This is a genomic window from Luteimonas suaedae (genome assembly GCF_008312895.1).
Taxonomy (GTDB): Bacteria; Pseudomonadota; Gammaproteobacteria; order Xanthomonadales; family Xanthomonadaceae; genus Luteimonas; species Luteimonas suaedae.
The window spans coordinates 447,335-470,957 of the sequence record NZ_VSSP01000001.1 but is presented as its reverse complement, the minus strand read 5'-3'; the positions used below and the strand labels follow the sequence as shown (position 1 = coordinate 470,957).

The following is a 23,623-nucleotide window of genomic DNA, read 5'->3' as shown; positions in this document are numbered from 1 at the left end:
CGGCGCTGCAACACGCGCTGGCTAACGTCGTTCGCGGGGGCCGGATACCACCACCCAATCCGTACGAGGCAGCCAGGCATGACCGAGCAAGACGCCCCCGTTCCCTACAGCGAACAAGATTTCGACCACGAAGACAGCAACCGCTCCGGCAATCCGCATTTCGGCGAGGTGTTGCGCACCCGGCTGGCCCGCCGGCAACTGCTCAAGGGCGGGCTGGGCCTGGCGGTCACCGCCGGCCTCTTCGCGACCGGCGCCACCGCACTGGCCGCGGCCGGCAAGCCAGGGCGCCCGAATCCGCGCATCCGGCCGCTGGACTTCACCGCGGTCCCGGTCAGCCGGGTCGATGACATCCTGGTGCCGCCGGAGTACGACTTCTCGGTGATCCTGCCCTGGGGCGAGCCGATCTGCGGCGACTACCCCGCCTACCGGGACGGCGGGCTCAACAGCGGCGCCGACCAGGAGCAGCAGGTCGGCATGCATCACGACGGCATGCACTTCTTCCCGTTGTCCAAGGCGCCGCCGCACAAATCCGGGCTGGGGCTGCTGGTGATGAACCACGAGTACATCGACCAGGCGGCGATGCATCCGGCCGGACCAATCAGCGTCGGCGGCGTGCGCGATGCCGACCAGGTGCGCAAGGAGATCGCCGGCCATGGCGTCAGCGTGGCCGAGATCCGCAGGCGCGTCGACGGCTGGAGCATCATCGGCAGCCGCCGCAATCGCCGCATCACCGGCGCCACGCCCATGGAGATCGCCGGCCCCGCCCGCGGCCATGCCAAGCTCCGCACCACCTACAGCCCCGACGGCACCCGCACCCGCGGCACGCTGAACAACTGCGCCAACGGCCATACGCCGTGGAACACCTACCTGACCTGCGAGGAGAACTGGGCCAGCTACTTCGTCAACCGCGGCGAGCGTCCCCGCGAGCACGCCCGCTACGGCGTGTCCGCCACCACCGGCCGCTACGGCTGGGAAACGGTCGAGGCGCGCTTCGACGCCACCGCCACCGCGGACGACGCCGTCCAGGACTATCGCAACGAGCCGAACCACTTCGGCTGGATCGTCGAGATCAACCCGTTCGATCCGGACAGCACCCCGGTCAAGCACACCGCGCTGGGCCGCTTCGCCCACGAGGGCCTGGTGTTCGCGCAGCCGCAGCCGGGCCAGCCGCTGGTCGCCTACATGGGCGACGACGCCCAGGGCGAATACATTTACAAGTTCGTCAGCCGCGAGCGCTACACCCCGGGCCGCGCCAGCGGCGAGCTGCTCGACCACGGCACCCTGTACGCGGCGCGCTTCCACGACGACGGCAGCGGCGAATGGCTGGCGCTGGACATCGACGACCCGGGCTTCGCCGCGGCGGCGGCCGCCGCCGGTGTCGCCTTCGCGGATCAGGGCGACGTGCTGATCAACACCCGTCTGGCGGCCGACGTCGCCGGCGCCACACCGATGGACCGGCCCGAATGGGGCGCGGTCGACCCGAATACCGGCCAGGTGTACTTCACCCTGACCAACAACGCTTCACGTACCGCCGACGAGACCGACGCCGCCAACCCGCGCGGGCCGAACCCGTATGGGCACATCGTCCGCTTCCTCGAGCACGCCAGCCGCGGCGATGCCATCGCGTTCGATTGGGATCTCTTCCTGCTCAGCGGTTCCGCGGATGACAGCCTCGGTCCCGACGGCGACCCGCTCACCGCCGACAGCATCCACGCCAGCCCCGACGGACTCTGGTTCGACCGCAACGGCCTGCTGTGGATCCAGACCGACATGAGCGGCAGCCAGCTCGGCAGCGGGCCGTTCGGCAACAACCAGATGCTGGTGGCCGACCCGGTCGCCGGCGCGATCAAGCGTTTCCTGGTCGGACCGTCCGGCTGCGAGGTCACCGGGATCACCGCCACGCCCGACCACCGCACGCTGTTCGTCAACATCCAGCACCCCGGCGAAAGCGGCGGCAGCGCCTGGCCCGGCGGCATGCTCAAGCCGCGCTCGGCGACGGTGGTGGTGACGCGCCGCGACGGCGGCATCGTCGGAACCTGAGTACCGGGGCCGTCCGCGCAGGGAAAGCGCGGACGGCCGGGCGCGGGCGCGCCCGGCCGTTCTTGTGCGCCAAAAAGCGATCAGCCGCGGACGAACGCGGATCTCAGTGCTTGTCTTCCCCCTTTGGAAAAAGGGGGGATTGAGGGGGATTTGCTGTTGCTGTTACTTGGTCAGGCACCAAGCAAATCCCCACCCGCCTTTTCAAAAAGGGGAAACCCCGGCGACCGGTCCGTTTGTTGACCCTCTCAGGTCCCCGTGCTATCACCTGCGCTCCCGCCAGGAGTAGCACGCATGTCGGATCTCAAGCGCGATTTCGAGCAGGCCGCCAAGGACGTCAAGAACCTGCCCGAGCGACCCGACAACGACACCCTGCTGCGGCTCTACGCCCTCTACAAGCAGGGCGCGGAAGGCGACGTCAACGGCCCCAAGCCGGGGTTCTTCGATTTCGTCGGCACCGCCAAGTACGAGGCCTGGGCCAAGCTCAAGGGCACGCCGCAGGACGAGGCCATGGGCAAGTACGTCGAGCTGGTGAAGCAGCTGACGGCCTGAGCGCCGCTGCCCCGCCCGGCCGATGGCGCGCGATACCCGCCAACGCATCCTCGACTGCTCGCTTGCGATGTTCAACGCGCAGGGCGAGCCGACGGTCACCACCAACCACATCGCCGACGAGCTGGAAATCAGCCCCGGCAACCTGTACTACCACTTCCGCAACAAGGACGACATCATCGAGCAGCTGTTCGCGCGCTTCGAACAGCGCATGGACGACGCGCTCGCCGGCCCCGGCGACCGCCTGCCGGGGCTGGAGGACGTGTGGCTGCAGCTGCACCTGGTGTTCGAGTGCATCTGGGACTACCGCTTCCTCTATCGCGACCTGCTGGAGATCCTCAGCCGCAACCGCCGCCTGCGGTTGCGTTTCGCACGGATCCTGCGGCGCGCCGACGCGCGTGCCCGCGAAGTGATGCGCGGCCTGTCGCAGGCCGGGGTGATGCGCGGCTCGGCCGCCGAACTCGACGCGGTCGGCACCAACCTCCTGGTGGTGGCCACGTTCTGGCTGAACTACGCCGCCGTCCGCGGCGAGCAGGACGAACAGGTCGCGATCCGCGACGGCATCGTGCAGGTGCTGATGCTGATCGCGCCATTCCTGCGCGACGCCGAGCGGGTGCATCTCGATACCCTGACCCAGGCCTACCGGCGCTAGCCGCATCGGCATTCACGCCCTCCGCCCACCTTTGTAGGAGGGGCTTCAGCCCCGACCTGCCGAAGATCGTGACCAAGGAAACAGGAAGCGCGCGGTGCCGGTCGGGAAGCTGAGGCCGTAGGTCTTGTCGGTGCCCGGTCGGGGCTGAAGCCCCTCCTACAAGGACACGGGGCTGCGTCATGTTCCTGTCATCGCACGGACATGCGCCGATCATGCCCGGGCGTTTGAATGGCGCGGCGAACGGAGCGACCGGCGGCAGCCGTTGTGCCGGTTCCGCACACGCCAGGTCTCTCTCCCCTGATTGCTTCCCCTCCGATTTGCGGGCCCGCACGGGCCCGCTTTTTTTCCTGCAGGAGGCTGAAAAACCGCAGCGTGGCGCGGCCGAGGCGCTGGCGACGCGAGATCGTTGCGATCTTGTCATTGAGCTGTAACAAAAACATCATTTTATAGCGTCATTCCGCCGGCCACCCTGGCCGCTTCTCAGGGAGTCACGCATGAAGATCCAGCGACCAATCGCCGCACTCGCCCTGTCCGCCGCGCTCACGCTCGGCCTGGCCGCCTGCCAGGACTCCGGCGAAGGCGGCGCCCCGACCGTCGGCCCGACGCCCGCCGACGCCACCGGCAATACCTCCGGCGACCGCGTCAACGTGCAGATCACCGGTGCCGGCGCCACCTTCATCTATCCGCTGCTGTCGCGCTGGTCGGACGACTACTCCCGCGCCACCGGCGCACGCATCAACTACCAGTCGATCGGTTCCGGTGGCGGCATCGCCCAGATCAAGGCCGGCACCGTCGATTTCGGCTCCTCCGACAAGCCGCTCACTCCCGAGGAACTGGCCGAGGCCGGCCTGGCGCAGTTCCCGTCCGCGATCGGCGGCGTGGTGCCGGTGGTCAACCTCGACGGCGTCGAGCCGGGCCAGCTGCGCCTGACCGGCCCGTTGATCGCCGACATCTACCTCGGCAAGGTCACCACCTGGAACGACCCGGCGATCACCGGGCTCAACCCGGACGCCAACCTGCCGTCGTCGAAGATCAACGTGGTGCACCGTTCCGACGGCTCCGGCACCACCTTCAACTGGGTCAACTACCTGTCGAAGGTGAGCCCGGAGTGGCAGGAGCAGGTGGGCGAAGGCACTTCGGTCAGCTGGCCGACCGGCGTCGGTGGCAAGGGCAACGAAGGCGTGGCCGCCTACGTCAAGCAGATCAAGGGATCGATCGGCTACGTAGAGCTGGCCTACGCCACGCAGAACGGCATGTCCTTCGCCTCGATGCAGAACGCCGACGGCCAGTGGGTGCAGCCGAGCGCCGAGAGCTTCCAGGCGGCAGCGGCGAGCGCCGACTGGCCGAACTCGCAGGACTTCAGCCTGATCATCACCAACGCGCCGGGTGCGGAGTCCTGGCCGGTCGCCGCCACCAACTTCATCCTGATGTACAAGCAGCCGAAAAATCCCGAGCGCTCGCAGCAGACGCTGGATTTCTTCAAGTGGGCACTGGAGAACGGCCAGGCACAGGCGGACGAGCTGCACTTCGTCCCGCTGCCGGCGCCGCTGGTCGAGCAGGTCGAGGCCTACTGGGCCGCCGAGATCCAGGGCTGACCGCACCGTGACGGCCCGTGCCGCGGATGACGCCGCGGCGCGGGCACGGTCTTCCACCTTCCGCCGCCCCGCAGCGAGCCGATGAACGCCACCACGCTCCCGATCGACACGTCCTCGCGCCGCGACGCCGCCGATACCCGGGCCGATCGCGGCTTTCGCTGGCTGGTCACCGCCGCCGGCGTGCTCGTGCTCGTGTCGCTGGGCGCGGCCGCGCTGTCGATGCTCTGGGGCGGGCGGCTGGCGTTCGAGAAGTTCGGCCTCGAGTTCCTCTGGCGCGACGCCTGGAACCCGGTGCTGCAGGACTTCGGCGCGCTGGTGCCGATCTACGGCACCCTGGTCACCGCGCTGATCGCCATGGTCATCGCGGTGCCGGTCAGCTTCGGCATCGCCATGTTCCTGACCGAGATCGCGCCGCGCTGGCTGCGCGGGCCGGTGGGCGCGGCGATCGAGCTGCTGGCGGGCATCCCGTCGATCATCTACGGCATGTGGGGCCTGTTCGTGCTGGTGCCGTTCCTCGGCCAGAACGTCTATCCCTGGGTCGACGCCAACCTGGGCGAGATCCCACTGGTCGGCGCCCTGTTCTCCGGCCCGCCGCTGGGCCTGGGCATGGGCACCGCCGGCCTGGTGCTGGCGATCATGGTGATCCCGTTCATCTCCTCGGTGATGCGCGAGGTGTTCCTCACCGTGCCGACCCGGCTTAAGGAATCGGCCTACGCGCTCGGCGCCACCACCACCGAGGTGGTCTGGGACGTGGTGCTGCCCTACACCCGCTCGGCGGTGGTCGGCGGCGTGTTCCTCGGCCTGGGCCGCGCGCTGGGCGAGACCATGGCGGTGACCTTCGTGCTCGGCAACGCCCACCGCCTGACCGTGTCGCTGCTGGAACCGGGCAACTCGATCGCGGCGACCATCGCCAATGAGTTCGCCGAGGCCGATTCGCCGATGTACCTGTCCTCGCTGATCGCGCTCGGCTTCGTGCTCTTCCTGGTCACCTTCGTGGTGCTGGCGATTGCCCGGCTGATGCTGCGCCAGCTCAGCCGCCGTGAGGGCAACCTGTGAGCGCCGCCGTCATCTACCGCAACCGCCGGATCAAGAACCTGGTCGCGCAGGTGCTGGCGGTGCTGGCGACGGTGTTCGGCCTGTTCTGGCTGGTGTGGATCATCTGGACCACGCTGAGCAAGGGCATCACCTCGCTCAACCTCGCCCTGTTCACCGAAATGACCCCGCCCCCGGGCGCCAGCGGCGGCATGCTCAACGCCTTCTTCGGCAGCGCCGTGCTGAGCCTGCTGGGCATCGCCTTCGGCGCCCCGATCGGGGTACTGGCCGGCACCTTCCTAGCCGAATACTCGCAGAAGAGCTGGATCGGCGAGACGGTGCGCTTCGTCAACGACATCCTGCTGTCGGCGCCATCGATCGTGCTCGGCCTGTTCGTCTACACCCTGGTGGTGGCGCAGATGGGGTACTTCTCGGCGCTGGCCGGCGGCATCGCCCTGGCCTTCATCGTGCTGCCGGTGGTGGTGCGCACCACCGACGAGATGCTGCGGCTGGTGCCGACGCAGATGCGCGAGGCGGCGCTGTCGCTGGGCGTGCCGCAGTGGAAGGTGATCGTGCAGGTGCTGTACCGCGCCTCGCTGCCGGGCATCGTCACCGGCATCCTGCTGGCGCTGGCGCGCATTTCCGGCGAAACCGCACCGCTGCTGTTCACCGCGCTAAACAACCAGTACTGGAGCAGCAATCTGCTGGCGCCGATGGCCAACGTGCCGGTGGTGATCTTCCAGTACGCGATGAGCCCGTACGAGAATTGGCATACGCTTGCCTGGGCGGGCGCCTTCATCCTGACCATGTTCGTGTTGCTGGTCAGCCTGGTGGCCCGTGCCATCGTCATGCGCAACCGCATCGTCCAGGACTGAGGCCGCGCCGATGGAAACGACCGCCCGCCACGACAGCGATGCCACCGCCGACCAGCGTACGCCGGCCAAGGCGAAGATCTCCATACCCCCCGTTTCCCGGACACCGGTCATGAACGACGCCCGCATCAATATCGCCAGGCAGGAACGTGCCGCCACCACGGGCACGGAACCCGCACGCGTCAAGCTGTCGGCACGCGGCCTGGACTTCTACTACGGCGATTTCCACGCCGTGAAGAACATCAACTTCGACATGCCGGAGAAGCGCGTGACCGCGCTGATCGGCCCGTCGGGCTGCGGCAAGTCCACCCTGCTGCGTGTGTTCAACCGGATCTACGCGCTGTACCCGAAGCAGGAGGCGCGCGGCGAAGTGCTACTGGACGGCGAGAACATCCTGGCGCCGAAGTACCCGATGAACCGGCTGCGCAGCAAGGTCGGCATGGTGTTCCAGAAGCCGGTGCCGTTCCCGATGACGATCTACGAGAACGTCGCCTACGCCATCCGCCACCACGAGAAGCTGTCGAAGGCGCAGATGAACGAGCGGGTCGAGCAGGCCCTGGTGCAGGCGGCGCTGTGGGACGAGGTCAAGGACAAGCTGGGCCAGAGCGCGCTGGGCCTGTCCGGCGGCCAGCAGCAGCGGCTGTGCATCGCCCGCGCGATCGCGCTGCGCCCGGAAGTGCTGCTGCTCGATGAGCCGACCTCGGCGCTGGACCCGATCTCCACCAGCCGCATCGAGCAGCTGATCGAGGAGCTCAAGCGCGACTACACCATCGTCATCGTCACCCACAACATGCAGCAGGCCGCGCGCGTGTCCGACTACACCGCGTTCATGTACCTGGGCGACCTGGTGGAGCACGATACGACCGAGACGATCTTCTCGAACCCGTCGAAGCAGCAGACCGAGGATTACATTACGGGGCGGTTCGGGTAGGAGCCGTGATTGGTGATTCGTGATTGGTGATTCGCAACAGCAAACGCAACAGCCACGATCGCCTCCGCTTCTTCGAATCACGAATCACGAATCACGAATCACCAATTACGAATCACCAATCACCAACCAAGAGTCACGGACATCTCATGAGCCTTCAGCCCCACGACCACATCGTCAAGAGCTACGACGAAGAGCGCCAGCGGCTGCTGGGCGAGATCCTGCGCATGGGCGAGATGTCGGCGGCGCAGCTGGAGGCGGCGCTGGACGTGGTGGAACGCCGCGACGACAAGGCCGCCGAGCGCATCATCGGCAACGACGATGCGATCGACGCGCTGGAGAAGGAAGTCAGCCACGACGTGATGAAGCTGGCCCTGCGTGGGCCAATGGCGCGCGACCTGCGCGAGATCCTGGCCGCTCTGCGGGTGTCCTCCGACATCGAGCGCATCGGCGACTACGCCGCCAATGTCGCCAAGCGCTCGACCGCGCTCAACCAGGCGCCGCCGCTGCCGCATACCCGCGGCCTCAACATGCTCGGCCAGCTGGCGGTGCGCCAGGTGCGCGATGTGCTCGAGGCCTACCGCAACAACGACGCCGCGGCGGCGCAGCAGGTCCGTGACCGCGACGCCGAACTCGACGCGATCTACACCGGCCTGTTCCGCGAGCTGCTGACCTACATGATGGAGGATGCGCGCGCGATCACGCCCTGCACCCACCTGCTGTTCATGGCCAAGAACCTGGAACGCATCGGCGACCACGCCACCAACATCGCCGAGAACATCTGGTTCCTGGTCCACGGCGACGACGCCCTGCCGCCGCGCGAGAAGCGCGACGAGACCAACACCGTCAGCTGACGCCGCTAACGCGGGCTTAACGTCACCTGCAATTCATGCTTTCCGCACACCCGAAGCGCATGCTGATGCGCGCTTCGGGCGTGCCGGTGCGTGGTTTTCGCGCGTAAGATCGCGGCAAAGCCCGTGCTGCATCCGGCGTGGCGGGCGGCCGGCGGCAGAGGCGTTCTCCGCCGCGCCGCCTCCGGCCGCCCACTCCGCCCCTGCCCCGGCAACAGCGCTAGACTCCACACCCACCCGCGGGTGATGACCCGCAACGCCCCAAGGAGGTTGCACATGTCCCGTTCCGACCAGAAACCCGTCGCCGTTGCCCTCGGTACCGCGCTCGCCGGCGGCCTGCTGCTCTCCGGCTCCGCCTTCGCCATGACCCCGCTCGCCCAGGGCTACCTGCTCGGTGCGCAGGAAGCCGCCACGGCCGGAGCCGACAAGGCGCGCGAGGGCAAGTGCGGCATGGAACGCGTCGACAGCGATGGCGATGGCAGGATCTCGGCGGCCGAGTTCGAAGCCGCGCATCCGGACAAGGCCGAGAAGTTCGCCGACATCGACACCAACAGCGACGGCTTCATCGACAGCAGCGAGCACGACGCGCACCATGCCACCAAGGACGGGATGGAAGGCAAGTGCGGCGAGGGTCAATGCGGCGGCGCCATCTGAAGCATCCGCCTCGCGTGCCCGCAAGCCCGGGCACGCGAGGCATGGGTTGACTCCGGTGGCCGCACCGCTCGCTCCCGCCAGCGCCGGACTCGGACTGCGACGCGGCCTGCTGCCGTCGCTGCAGGCCGCCTCGCGCGACGACTTCGATTTTCTCGAGTGCGCGCCGGAGAACTGGATCGGCGTCGGCGGACGCCTGGGCGCCGCGTTCGAGGCCCTGGCGGCCCGGTACCCGCTGACCTGCCACGGCCTGTCGCTGTCGCTCGGCGGCGTCGAGCCGCTGGACGAGACCTTCCTGCGGCGCCTGCGCGAGTTCCTCGATCGCCACCGGGTGACGCTGTACAGCGAACACCTGAGCTGCTGCGCCGACGACGGCCAGCTCTACGACCTGATGCCGGTGCCGTTCACCGAGGCCTCGGTGAGGAACGCCGCGGCGCGCATCCGCCGCGTGCAGGACGCGCTCGGCCGGCGCATCGCGATCGAGAACGTGTCCTACTACGCCGCGCCCTACCAGGCGATGGCGGAGGCCGACTTCATCCTCGCCGTGCTCGAGCAGGCCGACTGCGACCTGCTGCTGGACGTCAACAACGTCCACGTCAATGCGATCAACCACGGCTACGACGCCGCCGACTTCCTGGCGCGGATGCCGGCCGGGCGTATCGCCAGCTATCACATCGCCGGTCATTACGACGAGGCCGACAACCTGAAGATCGATACCCACGGCGCGGCGATCATCCCCGAAGTCTGGGAGCTGCTGCGCCAGGCCTACCGGTTGCACGGCCTGCGCCCGACCCTGCTCGAGCGCGACTTCAACTTCCCGCCGTTCGCCGAGCTGCTGGCGGAGGTACGGCGCATCCGCGAGCTGCAGCGTGACGGGCACGGGCATGGACGCGCTGCCGGGCATGCCTGATCCGTCCGACATGCTGCGTGCGCAGCAGTTCGCACTGGCACGGCACCTGCGCGACCCGGAACGCAATCCCCCGCCACCGGGCATCGAGGACCGCCGCCTGACGGTCTACCGCAATCTGTTCCAGGACAACATCCGCAGCCTGCTGTCCGGCAACTTCCCGGTGATCCGGCGCACCCTGGGCGAGGACGGCTGGCGCGCGCTGGTGCGGGAATTCTTCGCCCGCCACCGCAGCCGTACGCCGCTGTTCACCGAGATCGGGCGCGAGTTCGTCCGCTTTCTCGAAGACCGCGCCGGCGATGCCGTGGACGATGCGCCCTGGCTGCCCGAACTGGCGCACTACGAGTGGGTGGAACTGGCGCTGCAGATCGCCGACGCCGCACCGCCGCCGCACGATCCGGTCGACGCCGCCGATGACATCGCCGGTTCGCGCCAGGTCCTGCTTGACGGCGTACCGGTGGTCTCGCCACTGGCCTGGGCGCTCGCCTATCGCTGGCCGGTCCACCGGATCGGGCCGCATTTCCAGCCACTGCAACCGCCGTCGGCGCCGACCCTGATGCTGGTGCGCCGCGACGCCGACGGCACCGTGCGCTTTTCGGAGCTCTCGCCGCTGGTCTACCGGCTGCTGGAGATCCTCGGCAGCAACGACGCGCGCAGCGGCGGCGATTGCCTGCGGCAACTGGCCGTCGAGGCCGGCGCAGCCGATGCCGAACCCTTCCTCGCCGAGGGCGCCGCGATGATGCAACGCCTGCACGCCGAAGGCACCCTGCTCGGCATCCGCCATTCTCCGTAGCGGCCGGCCCTTTCGTAGGAGCGCGCCATGCGCGCGATGCCGCGGGCATCTCGCCGCCCGTGACGTCCGGTGACCGGCGCGCCTGCCGGTCCGGAATCGCAGCATTCGCGAGATCCCGCCGGCACCCGCGATATCGCGCGCATGGCGCGCTCCTACGGGGGCGCGGCGGCGGCCTCCGCTCGCGTCAGCCACTTGCGCGCCATCCGCCGCAGCGACGCATCGATGGCGGAGTCGTCCACCAGGGTCGCGAGGTCGCGCCAGGCCAGTGCATGCGATTCCTCACTGACCACGAAGGCTTCGTCGTCACCGGCGCGGATCACATAGCGCACGTCGTAGTGCCAGTGCGCCGGCACGCCCTTGTGCTCGGGAATCCAGTGGCGATCGAGATCGAAGATGCCCGGCTCGAGCGTCAGTCCCGACAGGCCGGTCTCCTCCTCCGCCTCGCGCAACGCTACCCGGGCCAGGTCGCGGTCACCGTCGGCATGGCCACCCGGCTGCAGCCAGAGCCCGAGCTTGCGGTGGTGGGTCAGCAGCGTGCGGCGGCCGTCGCCGCTGAGCAGCAGCGCCGAGGCGGTGAAGTGGCCGCCCAGCCGCCCGCGCGTGAACGGGTCCTGCCGTGCGTCGCCGGCCAGGGCGATGAACAGGGCCACACAGTCCGCCTCCTGCGGCCAGCGCGCGGCATAGGCGTCGAAAGCCGCCACCAGGGCGGAGGGCGAATCGGGAACCGGACTCATGCTGCGCTGCCGCAATCAGACTCGGGAAGGGCCGCAGTCTAGCGTGCGCCGGTGCCCGGCCGCGATCGCCGCTTGTGATCGCCTGCGTGCTTTGGCAAGGTACGGCAGCCGCATCGAGCGGCCACGCCAGGCCAGGGGACCGAATCAACTTGCGCATCAGCATTTCCGAGCACGCCCGTCGTCCGGATATCCGGACCCCGTGTCCCGCGCCACGCGAGGGATCCGCATGAGGGCAGCCGGCCGTGCGCTCGCCGGCCTCTGCGCGCTGTCGTCCACCGCCGCCGTGCACGCGGCCCCGCCGGCGGGAACCGGCCTGGACGAGGCCATCAACAACGCTTTCGCCCCGGTCGCCGACGCGGTGTCGTGGCTGGTGTTCTATCCGATCCCGATCGGCTTCGGCGCCAGCCTGCCGTTCGTGGTGCTGTGGCTGTTGATCGCGGCATCCGCGTTCACGCTGTACTTCCGCTTCATCAACGTGCGCGGGTTCGCCCAAGGTTATCGCCTGATCCGCGGCGACTTCTCGCGCAAGGACGACCCGGGCGAGGTCACCCATTTCCAGGCGCTGGCCACGGCGCTGTCGGGCACCGTCGGCCTGGGCAACATTGCCGGCGTCGCCATCGCCATCAGCATCGGCGGGCCCGGCGCGACCTTCTGGATGATCGTTGCCGGCCTGCTCGGCATGAGTTCCAAGTTCGCCGAGTGCACGCTGGGCGTGAAGTACCGGCGCATCAACGCCGACGGCACCGTGTCCGGCGGCCCGATGTACTACCTCAGCCGCGGCATCGCCGAGCAGCACCCGTCGCTGGCCGGGTTCGGCAAGGTGCTGGCGGTGGTGTTCGCGATCTGCTGCATCGGCGGCTCGCTCGGCGCCGGCAACATGTTCCAGTCCAACCAGAGCTTCCAGCAGATGCTGCAGGTCAGCGGCGGCGCCGACAGCTGGCTGGCCGGCAAGGGCTGGCTGTTCGGCCTGGTGATGGCGGTGCTGGTGGCAGGGGTGATCATCGGCGGGCTGAAGTCGATCGCGCGCGTGACCGGCAAGCTGGTGCCGGTGATGGCGGTGCTGTACTTCGCCTGCGGGCTGTACATCATCATCGCCGACATCGGCAACGTCGGCCCGGCGTTCCGCGCCATCTTCGAGGGCGCATTCACGCCCGAGGCCGGCTACGGCGGTTTCATCGGCGTGCTGATCCAGGGGTTCCGTCGTGCCGCGTTCTCCAACGAGGCCGGCGTCGGCTCGGCGGCCATCGCCCACTCCGCCTCGCGCACCAACGAGCCGGCCTCGGAAGGCCTGGTGGCGCTGTGGGAGCCGTTCATCGACACCGTGGTGATCTGCACCATGACCGCGCTGGTGATCGTGATCACCGGTATGTACCAGGTCGAGGGCGTCGGCGACGGCGTGCAGCTGACCTCGATGGCCTATGCCTCGGTGCTGTCGTGGTTCCCGTACCTGCTGACCGTCTCGGTGCTGCTGTTCGCGTTCTCGACCATGCTGGCATGGTCGTACTACGGCGAGAAGGCGGCCTGCTACCTGCTCGGCGAGTCGCGGCCGGTGGCGTTGGCCTACAAGCTGCTGTTCTGCACGTTCGTGGTGATCGGCGCCTCCAGCAATCTCGGCGTGGTGATGGACTTCTCCGATGCCATGATCCTGGTGATGTCGGTGCCGAACCTGATCGGCGTGTACCTGCTGGCACCGGTGGTGCGGCGCGAGGTCGAGCATTACCTGGCACGGGTGCGCGGCGGCGAGATCCGCAACTACCGCCGCCAGCCGCAGCCCTCCTGAGAACGATCGACGCATGAACCGGCCCGCTTCGCGCGAACCCTCCCTGCTGCAGGCGCTCACGCCATTGCTGTTCCTGATGGCGATGCTGGCCACCGCGGTGTACCTGTACGCCGACGACGCCTCCTACGGCGCCAACCAGATCGCGCTGCTGCTGGCGGCCGGCATCGCCGCCCTGGTCGGGCTGCGCAACGGCATGCGCTGGCAGGAGATCCAGGACAGCCTGGTGCAGGGCGTGGCGCTGGCGGTGGTGCCGATCTTCATCCTGCTGGCGGTCGGCGCGTTGATCGGCACCTGGATCCTCAGCGGCACCGTGCCGACCCTGATCGTCTACGGCATGCAGCTGCTGCACCCGGCGTATTTCTACCCCGCCGCCTGCCTGATCTGCGCGATCGTCGCGATCGCCATCGGCAGCTCGTGGACGGTGGCCGGCACCCTCGGCGTGGCGCTGATCGGCGTGGCCCAGGGCCTGGACATGTCACTGCCGATCACCGCGGGCGCGATCATCTCCGGCGCCTATTTCGGCGACAAGATGTCGCCGCTGTCGGACACCACCAACATCGCCCCAGCCGCGGCCGGCAGCGAGCTGTTCGCGCACATCCGCCACATGATCTGGACCACCGGGCCGAGCATCGCCATCGCGCTGGTGCTGTTCGCCCTGATCGGCCTGGGCGGCGGCGGTCGCGGCGACGGCGTCGAGGCCTTCGGCGACCTGCCCGCGATGCTCGGCGCGCAGTTCGATCTCGGCTGGTACCTGCTGATTCCGATGGCGGTGGTGTTCGCCCTGGCGGTGCTCCGCTTTCCCGCCTATCCGACGATCCTGATCGGCGCCCTGCTCGGCGCCGTGTTCGCGGTGGTCTTCCAGCCGGAGGCGGTGCTGGCGCTGGCCGACCGCTCCGACCTGTCGCGGCCGATGACGCTGCTGTCCGGCGCCTGGACCGCCCTGTTCAACGGCTACCAGGCCGAGACCGGCAATGCCGCGATCGACGAGCTGCTCAGCCGCGGCGGCATGATCAGCATGCTCAACACGGTCTGGCTGATCGTCTGCGCGATGGGTTTCGGTGCGGTGATGGAGAAGACCGGGCTGCTGGAGCGGATGATCCGCAGCGTGCTCAAGGCGGCGAAGTCGACCGGCTCGCTGATCGCCGCCACCCTCGGCACCGCGATCGGCGCCAATGCCGTTGCCGCCGACCAGTACATGGCGATCGTGCTGACCGGCCGGCTGTTCCAGCCCGAGTACCGTCGCCGCGGGCTGGCGCCGGTGAACCTCTCGCGCGCGCTCGAGGACGCCGGCACCATCACCTCGCCGCTGGTGCCCTGGAACACCTGCGGCGCCTACATGGCGGCGACCCTGGGCGTGGCCACGCTCGACTACCTGCCCTACGCGTTCTTCAACCTCGCCAGCCCGCTGGTGGCGACGGTGCTGGCCTACGCCGGCTTCAAGATCCTGCGGCTGCCACCGCAATCGGACGCGGAGGCCGCCGCCGCGATCTCCGCGACCGCCGCCTCGCCCGCCCACGCGCGCGACTGACCGAACTCCCGATCCACGCACTCTTCGGACTCCGATATGGACAAGACCTCGATCCACGGCATGTGGTCCTCGCGCCTGATGTTCATCCTCGCCGCCACCGGTTCCGCGGTCGGCCTGGGCAACATCTGGCGTTTTCCCTACATGACCTCGGACAACGGCGGCGGCGCCTTCGTGCTGATCTACCTGGGCTGCATCCTGCTGGTCGGCCTGCCGATCCTGATGGCCGAGATCCTGATCGGCCGCCACGGCCGGGTGAGCCCGGTCAACACCCTGCGCGGCCTGGTACGCGAGAGCGGCGTCAGCCGCGGCTGGGTCGGCATCGGCTGGATCGGCATCGTCGCCGGCATCCTGATCCTGAGCTTCTACAGCGTGGTCGCGGGCTGGACCCTGCACTACACCTTCCTCTACGTGAAGCAGATGTTCGGCGGCGCGCCGATCAGCGATCCCGGCGCGACGTTCGCCTCGCTGCTCGGCAATCCGCTGGAACTGACGTTCTGGCACGCCGCCTTCATGCTGCTGACGGTGATGGTGGTCGCGCTGGGCGTGGAGAAAGGCCTGGAGCGCGCGGTGCGCTTCCTGATGCCGGCGCTGTTCGTGCTGCTGCTGCTGCTGGTGATCTACGGCATGACCACCGGTTACATGGGACAGGCCGCGGTATTCCTGTTCCGCCCCGACTGGTCGGTGATCGACGGCGGCACCTTCCTGCGGGCGATGGGCCAGGCGTTCTTCACCCTGAGCCTGGGCATGTGCACGATGATGACCTACGGCGCCTACCTGCCGCTCAAGGGCGTCTCGATCCCGCGCGTCGGCATCGCCGTGGCGCTGACCGATACCTGCGTGGCGCTGCTGGCGGGCCTGGCGATCTTTCCGGTGGTGCTGTCGTTCGGGATCGACCCGGCCGGCGGCGGTCCGGGCCTGATCTTCACCTCGCTGCCGCTGGCCTTCGAGGCGATGCCGTTCGGGATCGTCTACGGCCTGCTGTTCTTCGGCCTGCTGGCGGTGGCGGCCTGGACCTCGTCGATCTCGCTGCTGGAGCCGGCGACGGCGTTCCTGGTGGAGCGATTCGGGGTCAAACACCGAAAGCGCGCTGCCATCATGATTGCCGGGCTGTCGTGGGTGCTGGGCCTGCTGTCGGTGCTGTCGCTGAACCGGTTGTCCGGGGTGCGGATCCTCGGCCGCGACATCATGACCTTCATCGAATTCATCGCCAACGACCTGATGCTACCGCTGGGCGGCCTGCTGATCGCGCTGTTCGCCGGCTGGGCGCTCAACCGCACCATCCTGCGCGAGCAGCTGTCGGACATGCCGGAGAGCCTGTTCCTCGTCTGGCGCTGGCTGATGCGCGTGGTGGCGCCGCTGCTGGTGTTGATCGTCCTGGTGCGGGCGGTGGTTTGAGAGCCGTGATTCGGGATTCGTGATTGGTGATTCGCAAGAGCGGTAAGAGCTATAGAACCGCCGTCCCAGGGATGACGAGCCCTTGCCCTACGCGTTTGCCAATCACCAATCACGAATCACCAATCACGGCTTTCAGGCTAGACTTCCCCCCATGAACCCCTCGCCCTACGACCATCACCGTCTGTGCGAGCTGGCCGGCGAGCTGATCGTCAACGTGCGCGAGCTGTCGGCGCGCGGCTGGACGCCGGCCACCAGCAGCAACTTCTCGCACCGGCTGGACGCGCGCCATGCCGCCATCACCGTGTCCGGCCGTGACAAGGGCCGGCTGCGCGAGAGCGACATCATGGTGGTCGACCTCGATGGCGCGGCCGTCGGCAGCGAGCACCGGCCGTCCGCCGAGACCCTGCTGCATACGCAGCTGTACCGGCGTTTCGACGACATCGGCTGCATCCTGCATACCCATTCGCACAACCAGACGGTCGCCTCGCGCCTGTACGCCGGCGCCGGCCACGTGCGCCTGGAAGGCTACGAGCTGCTCAAGGCCTTCGCCGGCAACACCAGCCACGAAGCGGCGATCGACGTGCCGGTACTGCCCAACAGCCAGGACATGGCGACGCTGGCGGCACAGGTCGACGCCCTGCTCGACCGGCAGACGCTGTGGGGCTACCTGATCGACGGCCACGGCCTGTATGCCTGGGGCCGCGATACGGCCGAGGCGCGCCGGCACCTGGAAGCGTTCGAGTTCCTGCTCGGCTGCGAGCTGGCGTTGCGCAGGCTGACCGGGCACTAGGCGCAAGCCCTGACTCCTTGTGGAGTGACAGCGGCTTGCCGCCGCCAGGAAGTTGCGATATCCGCATCCTTGCAAGCATCGATGCGGCTGACGACACGGCCACCTGTAGGACCCTCGTCGCGACATCCGTCGCTCCCACCATGGGGAGGCAGGACGGCTTGCGTTTCGGCGCCGCCGGCCCCATTTTCGCCCTTGTTGCCTCGACGCCAGGAGACACCGCCATGAGCCGACTGCGCATCTTCGCCGAAGACGCCCCGCAGACCCCCGAACTGGTCAGCCACGACGGCGACGAGATCGCGCGCGAGCTGCGGAAGATCGGCGTCACCTTCGAGCGCTGGCAGGCGACGCAACCGATCACCGCCGGCGCCAGCCAGGACGAGGTGATCGCCGCCTATCGCGCCGATATCGACCGCCTGGTCGCCGAGCGCGGATTCACCAGCGTCGACGTGATCAGCATCGCGCCGGACAACCCGAAGAAGGAGGAACTCCGCGGCAAGTTCCTCGAGGAACACTTCCACAAGGAGGACGAGGTGCGCTTCTTCGTCGCCGGCTCGGGCCTGTTCACCCTGCACGTCGACGGCAAGGTCTACGAGATCGAGTGCGTCAAGAACGACCTGATCGCAGTGCCCGACGGCACCACCCACTGGTTCGACATGGGCCCGGAACCGAATTTCGTGGCGATCCGTTTCTTCCAGCAACCGGACGGCTGGATCGGGCACTTCACCGGCTCCGACATCGCCCGGCGTTTCCCGCGGTATGAGTGATGGCCGGGATTGGTGATTCGTGATTGGTGATTCGCAAAAGCAAGAACACCGTCGTTCCAGCGTAGGCTGGAACCAATTCTCGCCGTGCAATAAGTCGAAATGGATCCCAGCTTGCGCTGGGATGACGGCCCTGGCTTTCGCTTTTGCGAATCACCAATCACGAATCACGAATCACTCCCCATGACCATCCTCACCGACATCGAAGGCACCACCAGCAGCATCTCGTTCGTCAAGGACGTGCTGTTTCCCTACGCCCGCCGCGAACTGCCGCGCTTCGTGCACCTGCGCGGCGGCGAGCCCGAGGTACGGCGGTGGCTGGACGAGGTGGCCACCGATCTCGGCGGCGCCTGCCAGGACGACGTGATCGTGGAAGCCCTGCAGGGCTGGATCGACCAGGACCGCAAGCACACCGCACTCAAGGCGCTGCAAGGCCTACTGTGGGCGGAGGGCTACCGCAACGGCGACTATACGGCCCACGTCTATCCCGACGCCGCGGCTGCACTGCGGGGCTGGCATCGGGCCGGACACCGGCTGGCGGTCTATTCGTCGGGCTCGGTCGCCGCGCAGAAGCTGTTCTTCGCCCACTCCGACGCCGGCGACCTGACGCCGCTGTTCGACGCCTATTTCGATACCGAGATCGGCGGCAAGCGCGAAGGCACCAGCTATGCGCGGATCGCGTTGGCGCTGAAACGCCCCCCAGACGAGCTGCTGTTCCTGTCGGACGTGGTGGCGGAGCTCGACGCCGCGCGCGAGGCCGGCTTGCGGACCGTGCTGGTCGATCGTCTGGAGGACTACCCGCAGCCGCGTGCCGGCGAGGCCACGCACGGGCACACGCGGATCGAACGCTTCGACCAGCTGGAGCTCGCCTGAGTCATGCCGTCCCTTCGCCGCTTCCTGCTCGGCTGTCTGACCCTGGCGGCGTTCGCGCTTCCGGGCCACGCGGCCGCGCAGGGCAGCGATGCCGCCACTGCCGCCAGGGATACACCGATGCCGACATCCTCCGCTACCACGTCGCGCTACGGCCTCATCGGCACCATGCGCACCAAGCCCGGCCAACGCGACGCCGTGGTCAGACTGTTGCTGCGCGACGTCGATGATCTGAAGGCCATCGGCTGCCATCTCTACGTGGTCGGCCTCGACCACGAGGATCCGGAGTTGATCCGGGTGACCGAAGTCTGGGACTCGAAGGACGCGCATCGCGCGTCGCTGCAGCTGCCCGGCGTGCGCGCCACCATCGCCGAGGCGATGCCGCTGCTGACCGGCGAGTTCACCCAGACCGAGTTCCCCGTGGCGGGCGGGCTCGGCCTCACCGAATGAAGCGGGCGCTGCGTGCCGCCGCAGTCGGCGGCTGCCTGTGCATCGCCGTCGCGTTGCTGGTGCTGCCGGTCGGCTCGGCGCGGACGGCCGACGAGAGCATCGCCGGTCGCGACCGGCGCCTGATCCAGGCGACCGCGGCGGCGATGCCGGCGCAGCGTCCGGGCCGCCCCGACCTCTACGTCGTCGGGTTCGCCGGCGACGGCTACGAGGACGTGTTCCGCAACGAGGTGCGCTACCTGGAGACGCTGGCGTCGGCACGCCTCGGCGCGGAGCGGCGCGTCGTCTCGCTGATCAATCATCCCGACAGCCTCGAGGACGCGCCGCAGCCGCTGGCCACGCTCGACAACCTGCGCCTGGCGTTGGCCGGCATCGGCCAGGCGATGAACCGGGAGGAAGACCTGCTGTTGCTGTTCGTGACCAGCCACGGCACCGAGGAGCACGAGCTGGTCGTGGCGCTCGAGCCGATGGTCGACGACGTCGTCCGCCCCGACGACCTGCGCACCGCGCTCGACGAGGCCGGCATCCGCAACCGGGTGCTGGTGATTTCGGCCTGTTTTTCCGGCGGCTTCCTGCCGGCGCTGGAAGGGCCGGACACACTGGTGATCACCGCGGCGCGCGAGGACCGCACCTCGTTCGGTTGCGGCGTCGAATCCAGCATCACCTACTTCGGCAATGCATGGCTGGTCGAGGGGCTCAACCGACATACCAGTTTCATCGGCGCCTACGACGAGGCCACCCGCCGGATTGCGCGCCGCGAACGCAAGGACGGTTACGAGCCGTCATTGCCGCAGATCGCGGTCGGCGCGCGCGTCGGCAGGCGGCTGCAGGCGTGGCAGGCCCTGCTGCCGCCGACAGCGCCCGTACCCTACCCCTATCCGCCGGACTTCTGATCCGGCGCGGCAGCGCGGAACAGACGGATCAGCAGATCGGTCGCTCTGGCGGCGATGTGATCACTCTGTCGCGTCGAGCAGGCGATACACCGTCGACGCGCGGCGCTCGCCATATCGGCGATCGAACACGCGCACTTCGACGACATGCTCGTCGGTCTCCAGCGCGGTCGGCAGTGCGCCGCGCCACAGGTGGGTCGAAGGGACGGCTTCGGGCGAACGATCGAAGCCGCGCAGCGATTCGGCAAGATCGTCGCGCGCGTTCTCGAGGTTCAGCCACGGATCGGGCGCCATGACCTTGCGCATGGGCCGCCACTCGCGCCCGTCGACCCGGAACTCGACGCGGGTGTCGTCATGTCCCATGTAGACGTTCGCGTAGACGCCCCAGGCCGGATAGGCGCCACGACGCAGTGCCCGCGGCGCATGCAGGTGCATCGAGGCGGTACGCGCACGATTGTCCTCGGGCAGGCGCGCGGGATGCCAGTCCAGGGCGTATGCGCCGTCGTCGAACACACGCAACGTGGCATGGCCGTTGGGGGTGCCGTCCGCCATGGTGGCGTCCGGGATACCGGCGGCATCGGCGGCGCCCGACCAGAAGGCGCCGCTGGCCGCACCGACGTTGAACTCGTGCAGCGGCGCTGCGCCCTGCCAGCCCGTGTCGGCATCGTGGAAGTACTGCTGCAGCCGATGCTGGTGGCCGCTCAGCACCAGCACGTGCGGAAAATCGCGCAGCAGCGCGAACAGGCGCTCGCGGTCGGCACGGCGAAAGGTCTCGGCGTTCGCACTGGTATCGAACAGCGGGATGTGCAGCATCAGCACCAGCAGGCGATCGCGCGCAACCGTGGGTAGGTAGGCTTCGAGGAACGCGAACTGCGCCTCGCGCAGTCCCCCGACATAGGCCGGCCGCTCGCCCGGGCGGTAGATGACGTCGTCCAGCCCGACGAAGGTCGCCCGCGATTCCTCCCAGGCGAAAGTGTCGGGCCCGTAGACGCCGCGGAAGGTGCTCAGCGAAGCCTCGTCGCGTGTCGCCTCGAGGTCCAGATCGTGATTGCCGGCGACATGCAGCCAGGGTACGTCGAGCAGGGCCGTGGCCTGGTTGAGCTGCGGGTACAGCGAGAGATCGTCGTTGGCGACATCGCCGAGCGTCACCCCGAGCGTAGCGTGGTGGCGGTCCTGCAGCGGGCGCACGATGTCGTCGAGGTAGTAGCCCACCTGCTTGCGGGTGGCGGCTTGCGGATCGGCGAACACCAGCACTTCGAGCGCATCTTCCGGCGAGTCGGAAGCGGGCAGCAGCAAGAAATCGCAGCCGGCCTGGTCGGCCGTCGTCCGCCAGAAGTCCGGCAGACCGTCGCCGCGCAGCGGCAACGCGTGGGTCGGTGGCTTGATCACGAAAACCGGGCCCTGAGCCGGGGCGGGCAATCGCCACTGCCCGCTGCTATCGGTGATGGCCAGCTGACGGCCGTCGGACACACGCACGCCCGCCGCACCCCGGTCCGGCCGGCCGTCACCGTCCGCATCGACGCCCACGGTCCCGGCATCGCATGCCAGCACCGGCCACGACGCCGCCCACAAAAGCATCGGCCACAACACCCCTCGCATCGCAATCCCCATGTCCGGCTCCGGCGTTCGGACCCGCGATTATGCCCGGCGCCGGTGCAATCCCGGCAAAGCTGGACTAACCTCGGCGTTGGGCGGGACCCGCCCCCAGCGGCCCGGGGAAGCAACGATGGCTCGACGTGCGATTCTCGCAGGCTTGTGGTCAGGGACGGGCGCGATCCTGCTGCTCGCTGTCCTGTGCGCGGATGCGCGCGCCGCGACCGTGGAACTGCCGGCCGCCGCCGACCACGTCAGCCTGACGCCGCACCTGTCCTATCGGCACGACATCGAAGCCGACGATCGCATCGACGAAGCCTTCGCGGGCGCCGCACGCGGCGAATTCCAGCCGTTGCCAGCGGGCGCCGCGTTCGGCTTCCAGCGTGGCGCGTTCTGGTTCCATGCGCCGCTGGTCAATCGCAACACCGAGGAACGGCGCTGGCTGCTGGTGCAGGAATATCCGCTCAGCGACCGCGTCGACCTCTATCTGCGCCATGCCGACGGCCGCGTGCTGCACCAAGCCAGTGGCGACCACCTGCCCTTCGGAGAGCGCAGCGTGCGCTACCGCCATCCGAACTTCCTGCTCGACCTGCCGCCCGGCGAACGTGTCGAACTGGTGGTGCGGGTGGAAAGCCAGAGTTCGATGCAGGTGCCGCTAGAGCTCTACACGCCGGGCGCCTTCATCGAGCTCTCGCGCGATGCGCAGCTCGCGATCGGCCTCTACTACGGCATCCTGGTGGCGCTGTTCTTCTACAACCTGGTGCTGTGGCTGTCGCTGCGCGACGCCAGCTACTTCTGGTACCTGTTCCACATCAGCGCGTTCGGTCTTGTGCTGTTCACGCTCAACGGCCTGGGCTTCGAGTACCTGTGGCCGAACTCGCCCTGGCTCGCAGACCGCATGGTCCCGTTGTCGATCTGCCTCGCGCTGGTGGCCATGCAGCAGTTCGCCAGGACGTTCCTGGAACTGCCGCAACGCTGGCCGCGCGGCAACCTGGTGAGCTTGGCGGTGATCGTCTTCTTCGTGCTGTTCGGCATCGCCTCGATCTGGCTGCCGTACCGCGTCTCCACGCCGGTGGCCTCGCGCGCCGTGCTGGTCGGACTGATCTGGATCGTGGTCGCCACCGTGTATGTCCTGCGCCAGGGCTACGCGCCGGCAAGGCTGCTGCTGCTGGCATGGGCGATGTTCCTGCTCGGCACCGCGGTGTTCACGCTGCTGGCGTTCGGCGTGCTGCCCAAGAACTTCGCCACCGAGTACGGCGTGCAGATCGGTTCGGCGCTGGAGATGCTGCTGCTGTCGATCGCGCTGGGCTACCGCTATGCGGCGCTGCGCAACGAGAACGAGCGCATCGTCAACGAGGCCCGGCTGCAACTCGAGCGCAAGGTGGCGCAGCGCACGCAGGAGGTGCGCAGCACGCTGATGCGGCTGGAGGAAGCACACACCCGATTGCGAGACTCCAGCCGCCGCGACGGCCTGACCGGCCTGTACAACCGGACCTGGTTCCACGAAGCGTTCGAACGCATGCTGGACGAGGCACGTGAAGGACGGCATCCGCTGTCGCTGCTGATGATCGACCTGGACCACTTCAAGACGATCAACGACCGCCACGGCCACCTGGTCGGCGACGAGTGCCTGCGCTGGGCCGCCCATCGGATCGGCAAGATCTTGCGCCCGCACGAGGCACTGCTGGCCCGGTTCGGCGGCGAGGAGTTCGTCGTCGCGCTGCCGATGCACGACCTGCCCGCCGCGGTCGCGGTGGCGGAGGAAATCCGCCAGGCGCTGGTGCAGGCGGCCTGCGAGGCGCAGGGCCATACGATCCGCATCTCGGCGAGCATCGGCGTGCACACCGTCCATGCCGAGGCGTTGGATGACATCGACGACGCACTGGAAGTCGCCGACCGAGCGCTGTACGCGGCCAAGGCGAACGGCCGCGATTGCGTCCGCACCTCGATCAGCGCGGCCTGAAGATC

At 68.4% G+C, this 23,623-nt stretch carries 23 protein-coding genes; 21 read left to right on the top strand and 2 right to left on the bottom strand.

What is annotated here, in order from left to right; genetic code table 11:
* The first annotated feature begins 78 nt into the window (after positions 1-78).
* The 12 genes from FXO19_RS02055 (at position 79) to FXO19_RS02000 (ending at position 10,867) form a co-directional block, all read left to right on the top strand.
* Positions 79-2,040, top strand: a complete 1,962-nt coding sequence (locus FXO19_RS02055; protein ID WP_149193384.1) for a PhoX family protein — start codon at positions 79-81, stop codon at positions 2,038-2,040.
* A gap of 291 nt (positions 2,041-2,331) precedes the next feature.
* The gene (locus FXO19_RS02050) at positions 2,332-2,589 is read left to right on the top strand and encodes an acyl-CoA-binding protein (RefSeq protein WP_149193383.1); all 258 of its coding nucleotides are present in this window, start codon (positions 2,332-2,334) and stop codon (positions 2,587-2,589) included.
* A 22-nt stretch (positions 2,590-2,611) separates the two neighbouring features.
* The gene (locus FXO19_RS02045; RefSeq protein ID WP_149193382.1) at positions 2,612-3,238 is read left to right on the top strand and encodes a TetR/AcrR family transcriptional regulator; all 627 of its coding nucleotides are present in this window, start codon (positions 2,612-2,614) and stop codon (positions 3,236-3,238) included.
* A 179-nt stretch (positions 3,239-3,417) separates the two neighbouring features.
* Positions 3,418-3,669: a hypothetical protein gene (locus tag FXO19_RS02040; protein ID WP_149193381.1), complete on the top strand. Its 252-nt coding sequence runs from the start codon at positions 3,418-3,420 to the stop codon at positions 3,667-3,669.
* A gap of 63 nt (positions 3,670-3,732) precedes the next feature.
* Positions 3,733-4,833: a phosphate ABC transporter substrate-binding protein PstS gene (gene pstS, locus FXO19_RS02035; RefSeq protein WP_149193380.1), complete on the top strand. Its 1,101-nt coding sequence runs from the start codon at positions 3,733-3,735 to the stop codon at positions 4,831-4,833.
* 81 nt (positions 4,834-4,914) lie between these two features.
* Positions 4,915-5,889 (top strand): phosphate ABC transporter permease subunit PstC, encoded by a 975-nt coding sequence (gene pstC / locus FXO19_RS02030; protein ID WP_149193379.1) that lies wholly within the window; start codon positions 4,915-4,917, stop codon positions 5,887-5,889.
* Entirely contained in the window at positions 5,886-6,740 is an 855-nt protein-coding gene (gene pstA / locus FXO19_RS02025; RefSeq protein WP_149193378.1) for a phosphate ABC transporter permease PstA, read from the top strand. Before pstC ends, pstA begins: the two co-directional genes overlap by 4 nt.
* Before the next feature lie 109 nt (positions 6,741-6,849).
* The gene (gene pstB, locus FXO19_RS02020; RefSeq protein WP_255516282.1) at positions 6,850-7,668 is read left to right on the top strand and encodes a phosphate ABC transporter ATP-binding protein PstB; all 819 of its coding nucleotides are present in this window, start codon (positions 6,850-6,852) and stop codon (positions 7,666-7,668) included.
* A 146-nt stretch (positions 7,669-7,814) separates the two neighbouring features.
* Positions 7,815-8,519 (top strand): phosphate signaling complex protein PhoU, encoded by a 705-nt coding sequence (phoU, locus tag FXO19_RS02015; protein WP_149193377.1) that lies wholly within the window; start codon positions 7,815-7,817, stop codon positions 8,517-8,519.
* Positions 8,520-8,792: 273 nt separating this feature from the next.
* The gene (locus FXO19_RS02010; protein ID WP_149193376.1) at positions 8,793-9,170 is read left to right on the top strand and encodes an HvfA family oxazolone/thioamide-modified RiPP metallophore; all 378 of its coding nucleotides are present in this window, start codon (positions 8,793-8,795) and stop codon (positions 9,168-9,170) included.
* A gap of 55 nt (positions 9,171-9,225) precedes the next feature.
* Positions 9,226-10,077 (top strand): HvfB family MNIO-type RiPP peptide maturase, encoded by an 852-nt coding sequence (locus tag FXO19_RS02005; protein ID WP_255516243.1) that lies wholly within the window; start codon positions 9,226-9,228, stop codon positions 10,075-10,077.
* The gene (locus FXO19_RS02000) at positions 10,070-10,867 is read left to right on the top strand and encodes an HvfC family RiPP maturation protein (protein WP_149193374.1); all 798 of its coding nucleotides are present in this window, start codon (positions 10,070-10,072) and stop codon (positions 10,865-10,867) included. The genes FXO19_RS02005 and FXO19_RS02000 overlap by 8 nt, the downstream gene beginning before the upstream one ends.
* A gap of 152 nt (positions 10,868-11,019) precedes the next feature.
* Here FXO19_RS02000 and FXO19_RS01995 read toward each other — a convergent pair whose 3' ends face one another.
* Positions 11,020-11,601, bottom strand: coding sequence for an NUDIX hydrolase (locus tag FXO19_RS01995; protein ID WP_149193373.1), 582 nt, complete (start codon positions 11,599-11,601; stop codon positions 11,020-11,022).
* Positions 11,602-11,827: 226 nt separating this feature from the next.
* On the opposite strand from FXO19_RS01995, the gene FXO19_RS01990 reads away from it, so the two are divergent.
* From FXO19_RS01990 to FXO19_RS01955, 8 genes are all read left to right on the top strand, one after another.
* The gene (locus tag FXO19_RS01990) at positions 11,828-13,381 is read left to right on the top strand and encodes an alanine/glycine:cation symporter family protein (RefSeq protein WP_149193372.1); all 1,554 of its coding nucleotides are present in this window, start codon (positions 11,828-11,830) and stop codon (positions 13,379-13,381) included.
* Between the two features lie 13 nt (positions 13,382-13,394).
* Positions 13,395-14,909 (top strand): Na+/H+ antiporter NhaC, encoded by a 1,515-nt coding sequence (gene nhaC, locus FXO19_RS01985; protein WP_149193371.1) that lies wholly within the window; start codon positions 13,395-13,397, stop codon positions 14,907-14,909.
* Positions 14,910-14,945: 36 nt separating this feature from the next.
* Positions 14,946-16,304, top strand: a complete 1,359-nt coding sequence (locus FXO19_RS01980; RefSeq protein ID WP_149193370.1) for a sodium-dependent transporter — start codon at positions 14,946-14,948, stop codon at positions 16,302-16,304.
* A gap of 151 nt (positions 16,305-16,455) precedes the next feature.
* Entirely contained in the window at positions 16,456-17,094 is a 639-nt protein-coding gene (locus FXO19_RS01975) for a methylthioribulose 1-phosphate dehydratase (RefSeq protein WP_149193369.1), read from the top strand.
* Between the two features lie 221 nt (positions 17,095-17,315).
* Positions 17,316-17,858, top strand: a complete 543-nt coding sequence (locus FXO19_RS01970; protein WP_149193368.1) for a 1,2-dihydroxy-3-keto-5-methylthiopentene dioxygenase — start codon at positions 17,316-17,318, stop codon at positions 17,856-17,858.
* Positions 17,859-18,038: 180 nt separating this feature from the next.
* Positions 18,039-18,728, top strand: coding sequence for an acireductone synthase (mtnC, locus tag FXO19_RS01965; RefSeq protein ID WP_149193367.1), 690 nt, complete (start codon positions 18,039-18,041; stop codon positions 18,726-18,728).
* Between the two features lie 3 nt (positions 18,729-18,731).
* Positions 18,732-19,175: a putative quinol monooxygenase gene (locus FXO19_RS01960; RefSeq protein WP_149193366.1), complete on the top strand. Its 444-nt coding sequence runs from the start codon at positions 18,732-18,734 to the stop codon at positions 19,173-19,175.
* Complete coding sequence (locus tag FXO19_RS01955) at positions 19,172-20,065, top strand: C13 family peptidase (RefSeq protein ID WP_149193365.1); 894 nt, start codon at positions 19,172-19,174, stop codon at positions 20,063-20,065. Before FXO19_RS01960 ends, FXO19_RS01955 begins: the two co-directional genes overlap by 4 nt.
* Before the next feature lie 60 nt (positions 20,066-20,125).
* Here the strand turns inward: FXO19_RS01955 and FXO19_RS01950 are convergent, their stop codons facing one another.
* Positions 20,126-21,673, bottom strand: a complete 1,548-nt coding sequence (locus FXO19_RS01950; RefSeq protein ID WP_149193364.1) for a calcineurin-like phosphoesterase C-terminal domain-containing protein — start codon at positions 21,671-21,673, stop codon at positions 20,126-20,128.
* A gap of 115 nt (positions 21,674-21,788) precedes the next feature.
* Here FXO19_RS01950 and FXO19_RS01945 point away from each other — a divergent pair, with 115 nt between their 5' ends.
* Positions 21,789-23,618 (top strand): sensor domain-containing diguanylate cyclase, encoded by a 1,830-nt coding sequence (locus FXO19_RS01945; protein ID WP_187775586.1) that lies wholly within the window; start codon positions 21,789-21,791, stop codon positions 23,616-23,618.
* The last annotated feature ends 5 nt before the right edge of the window (positions 23,619-23,623 follow it).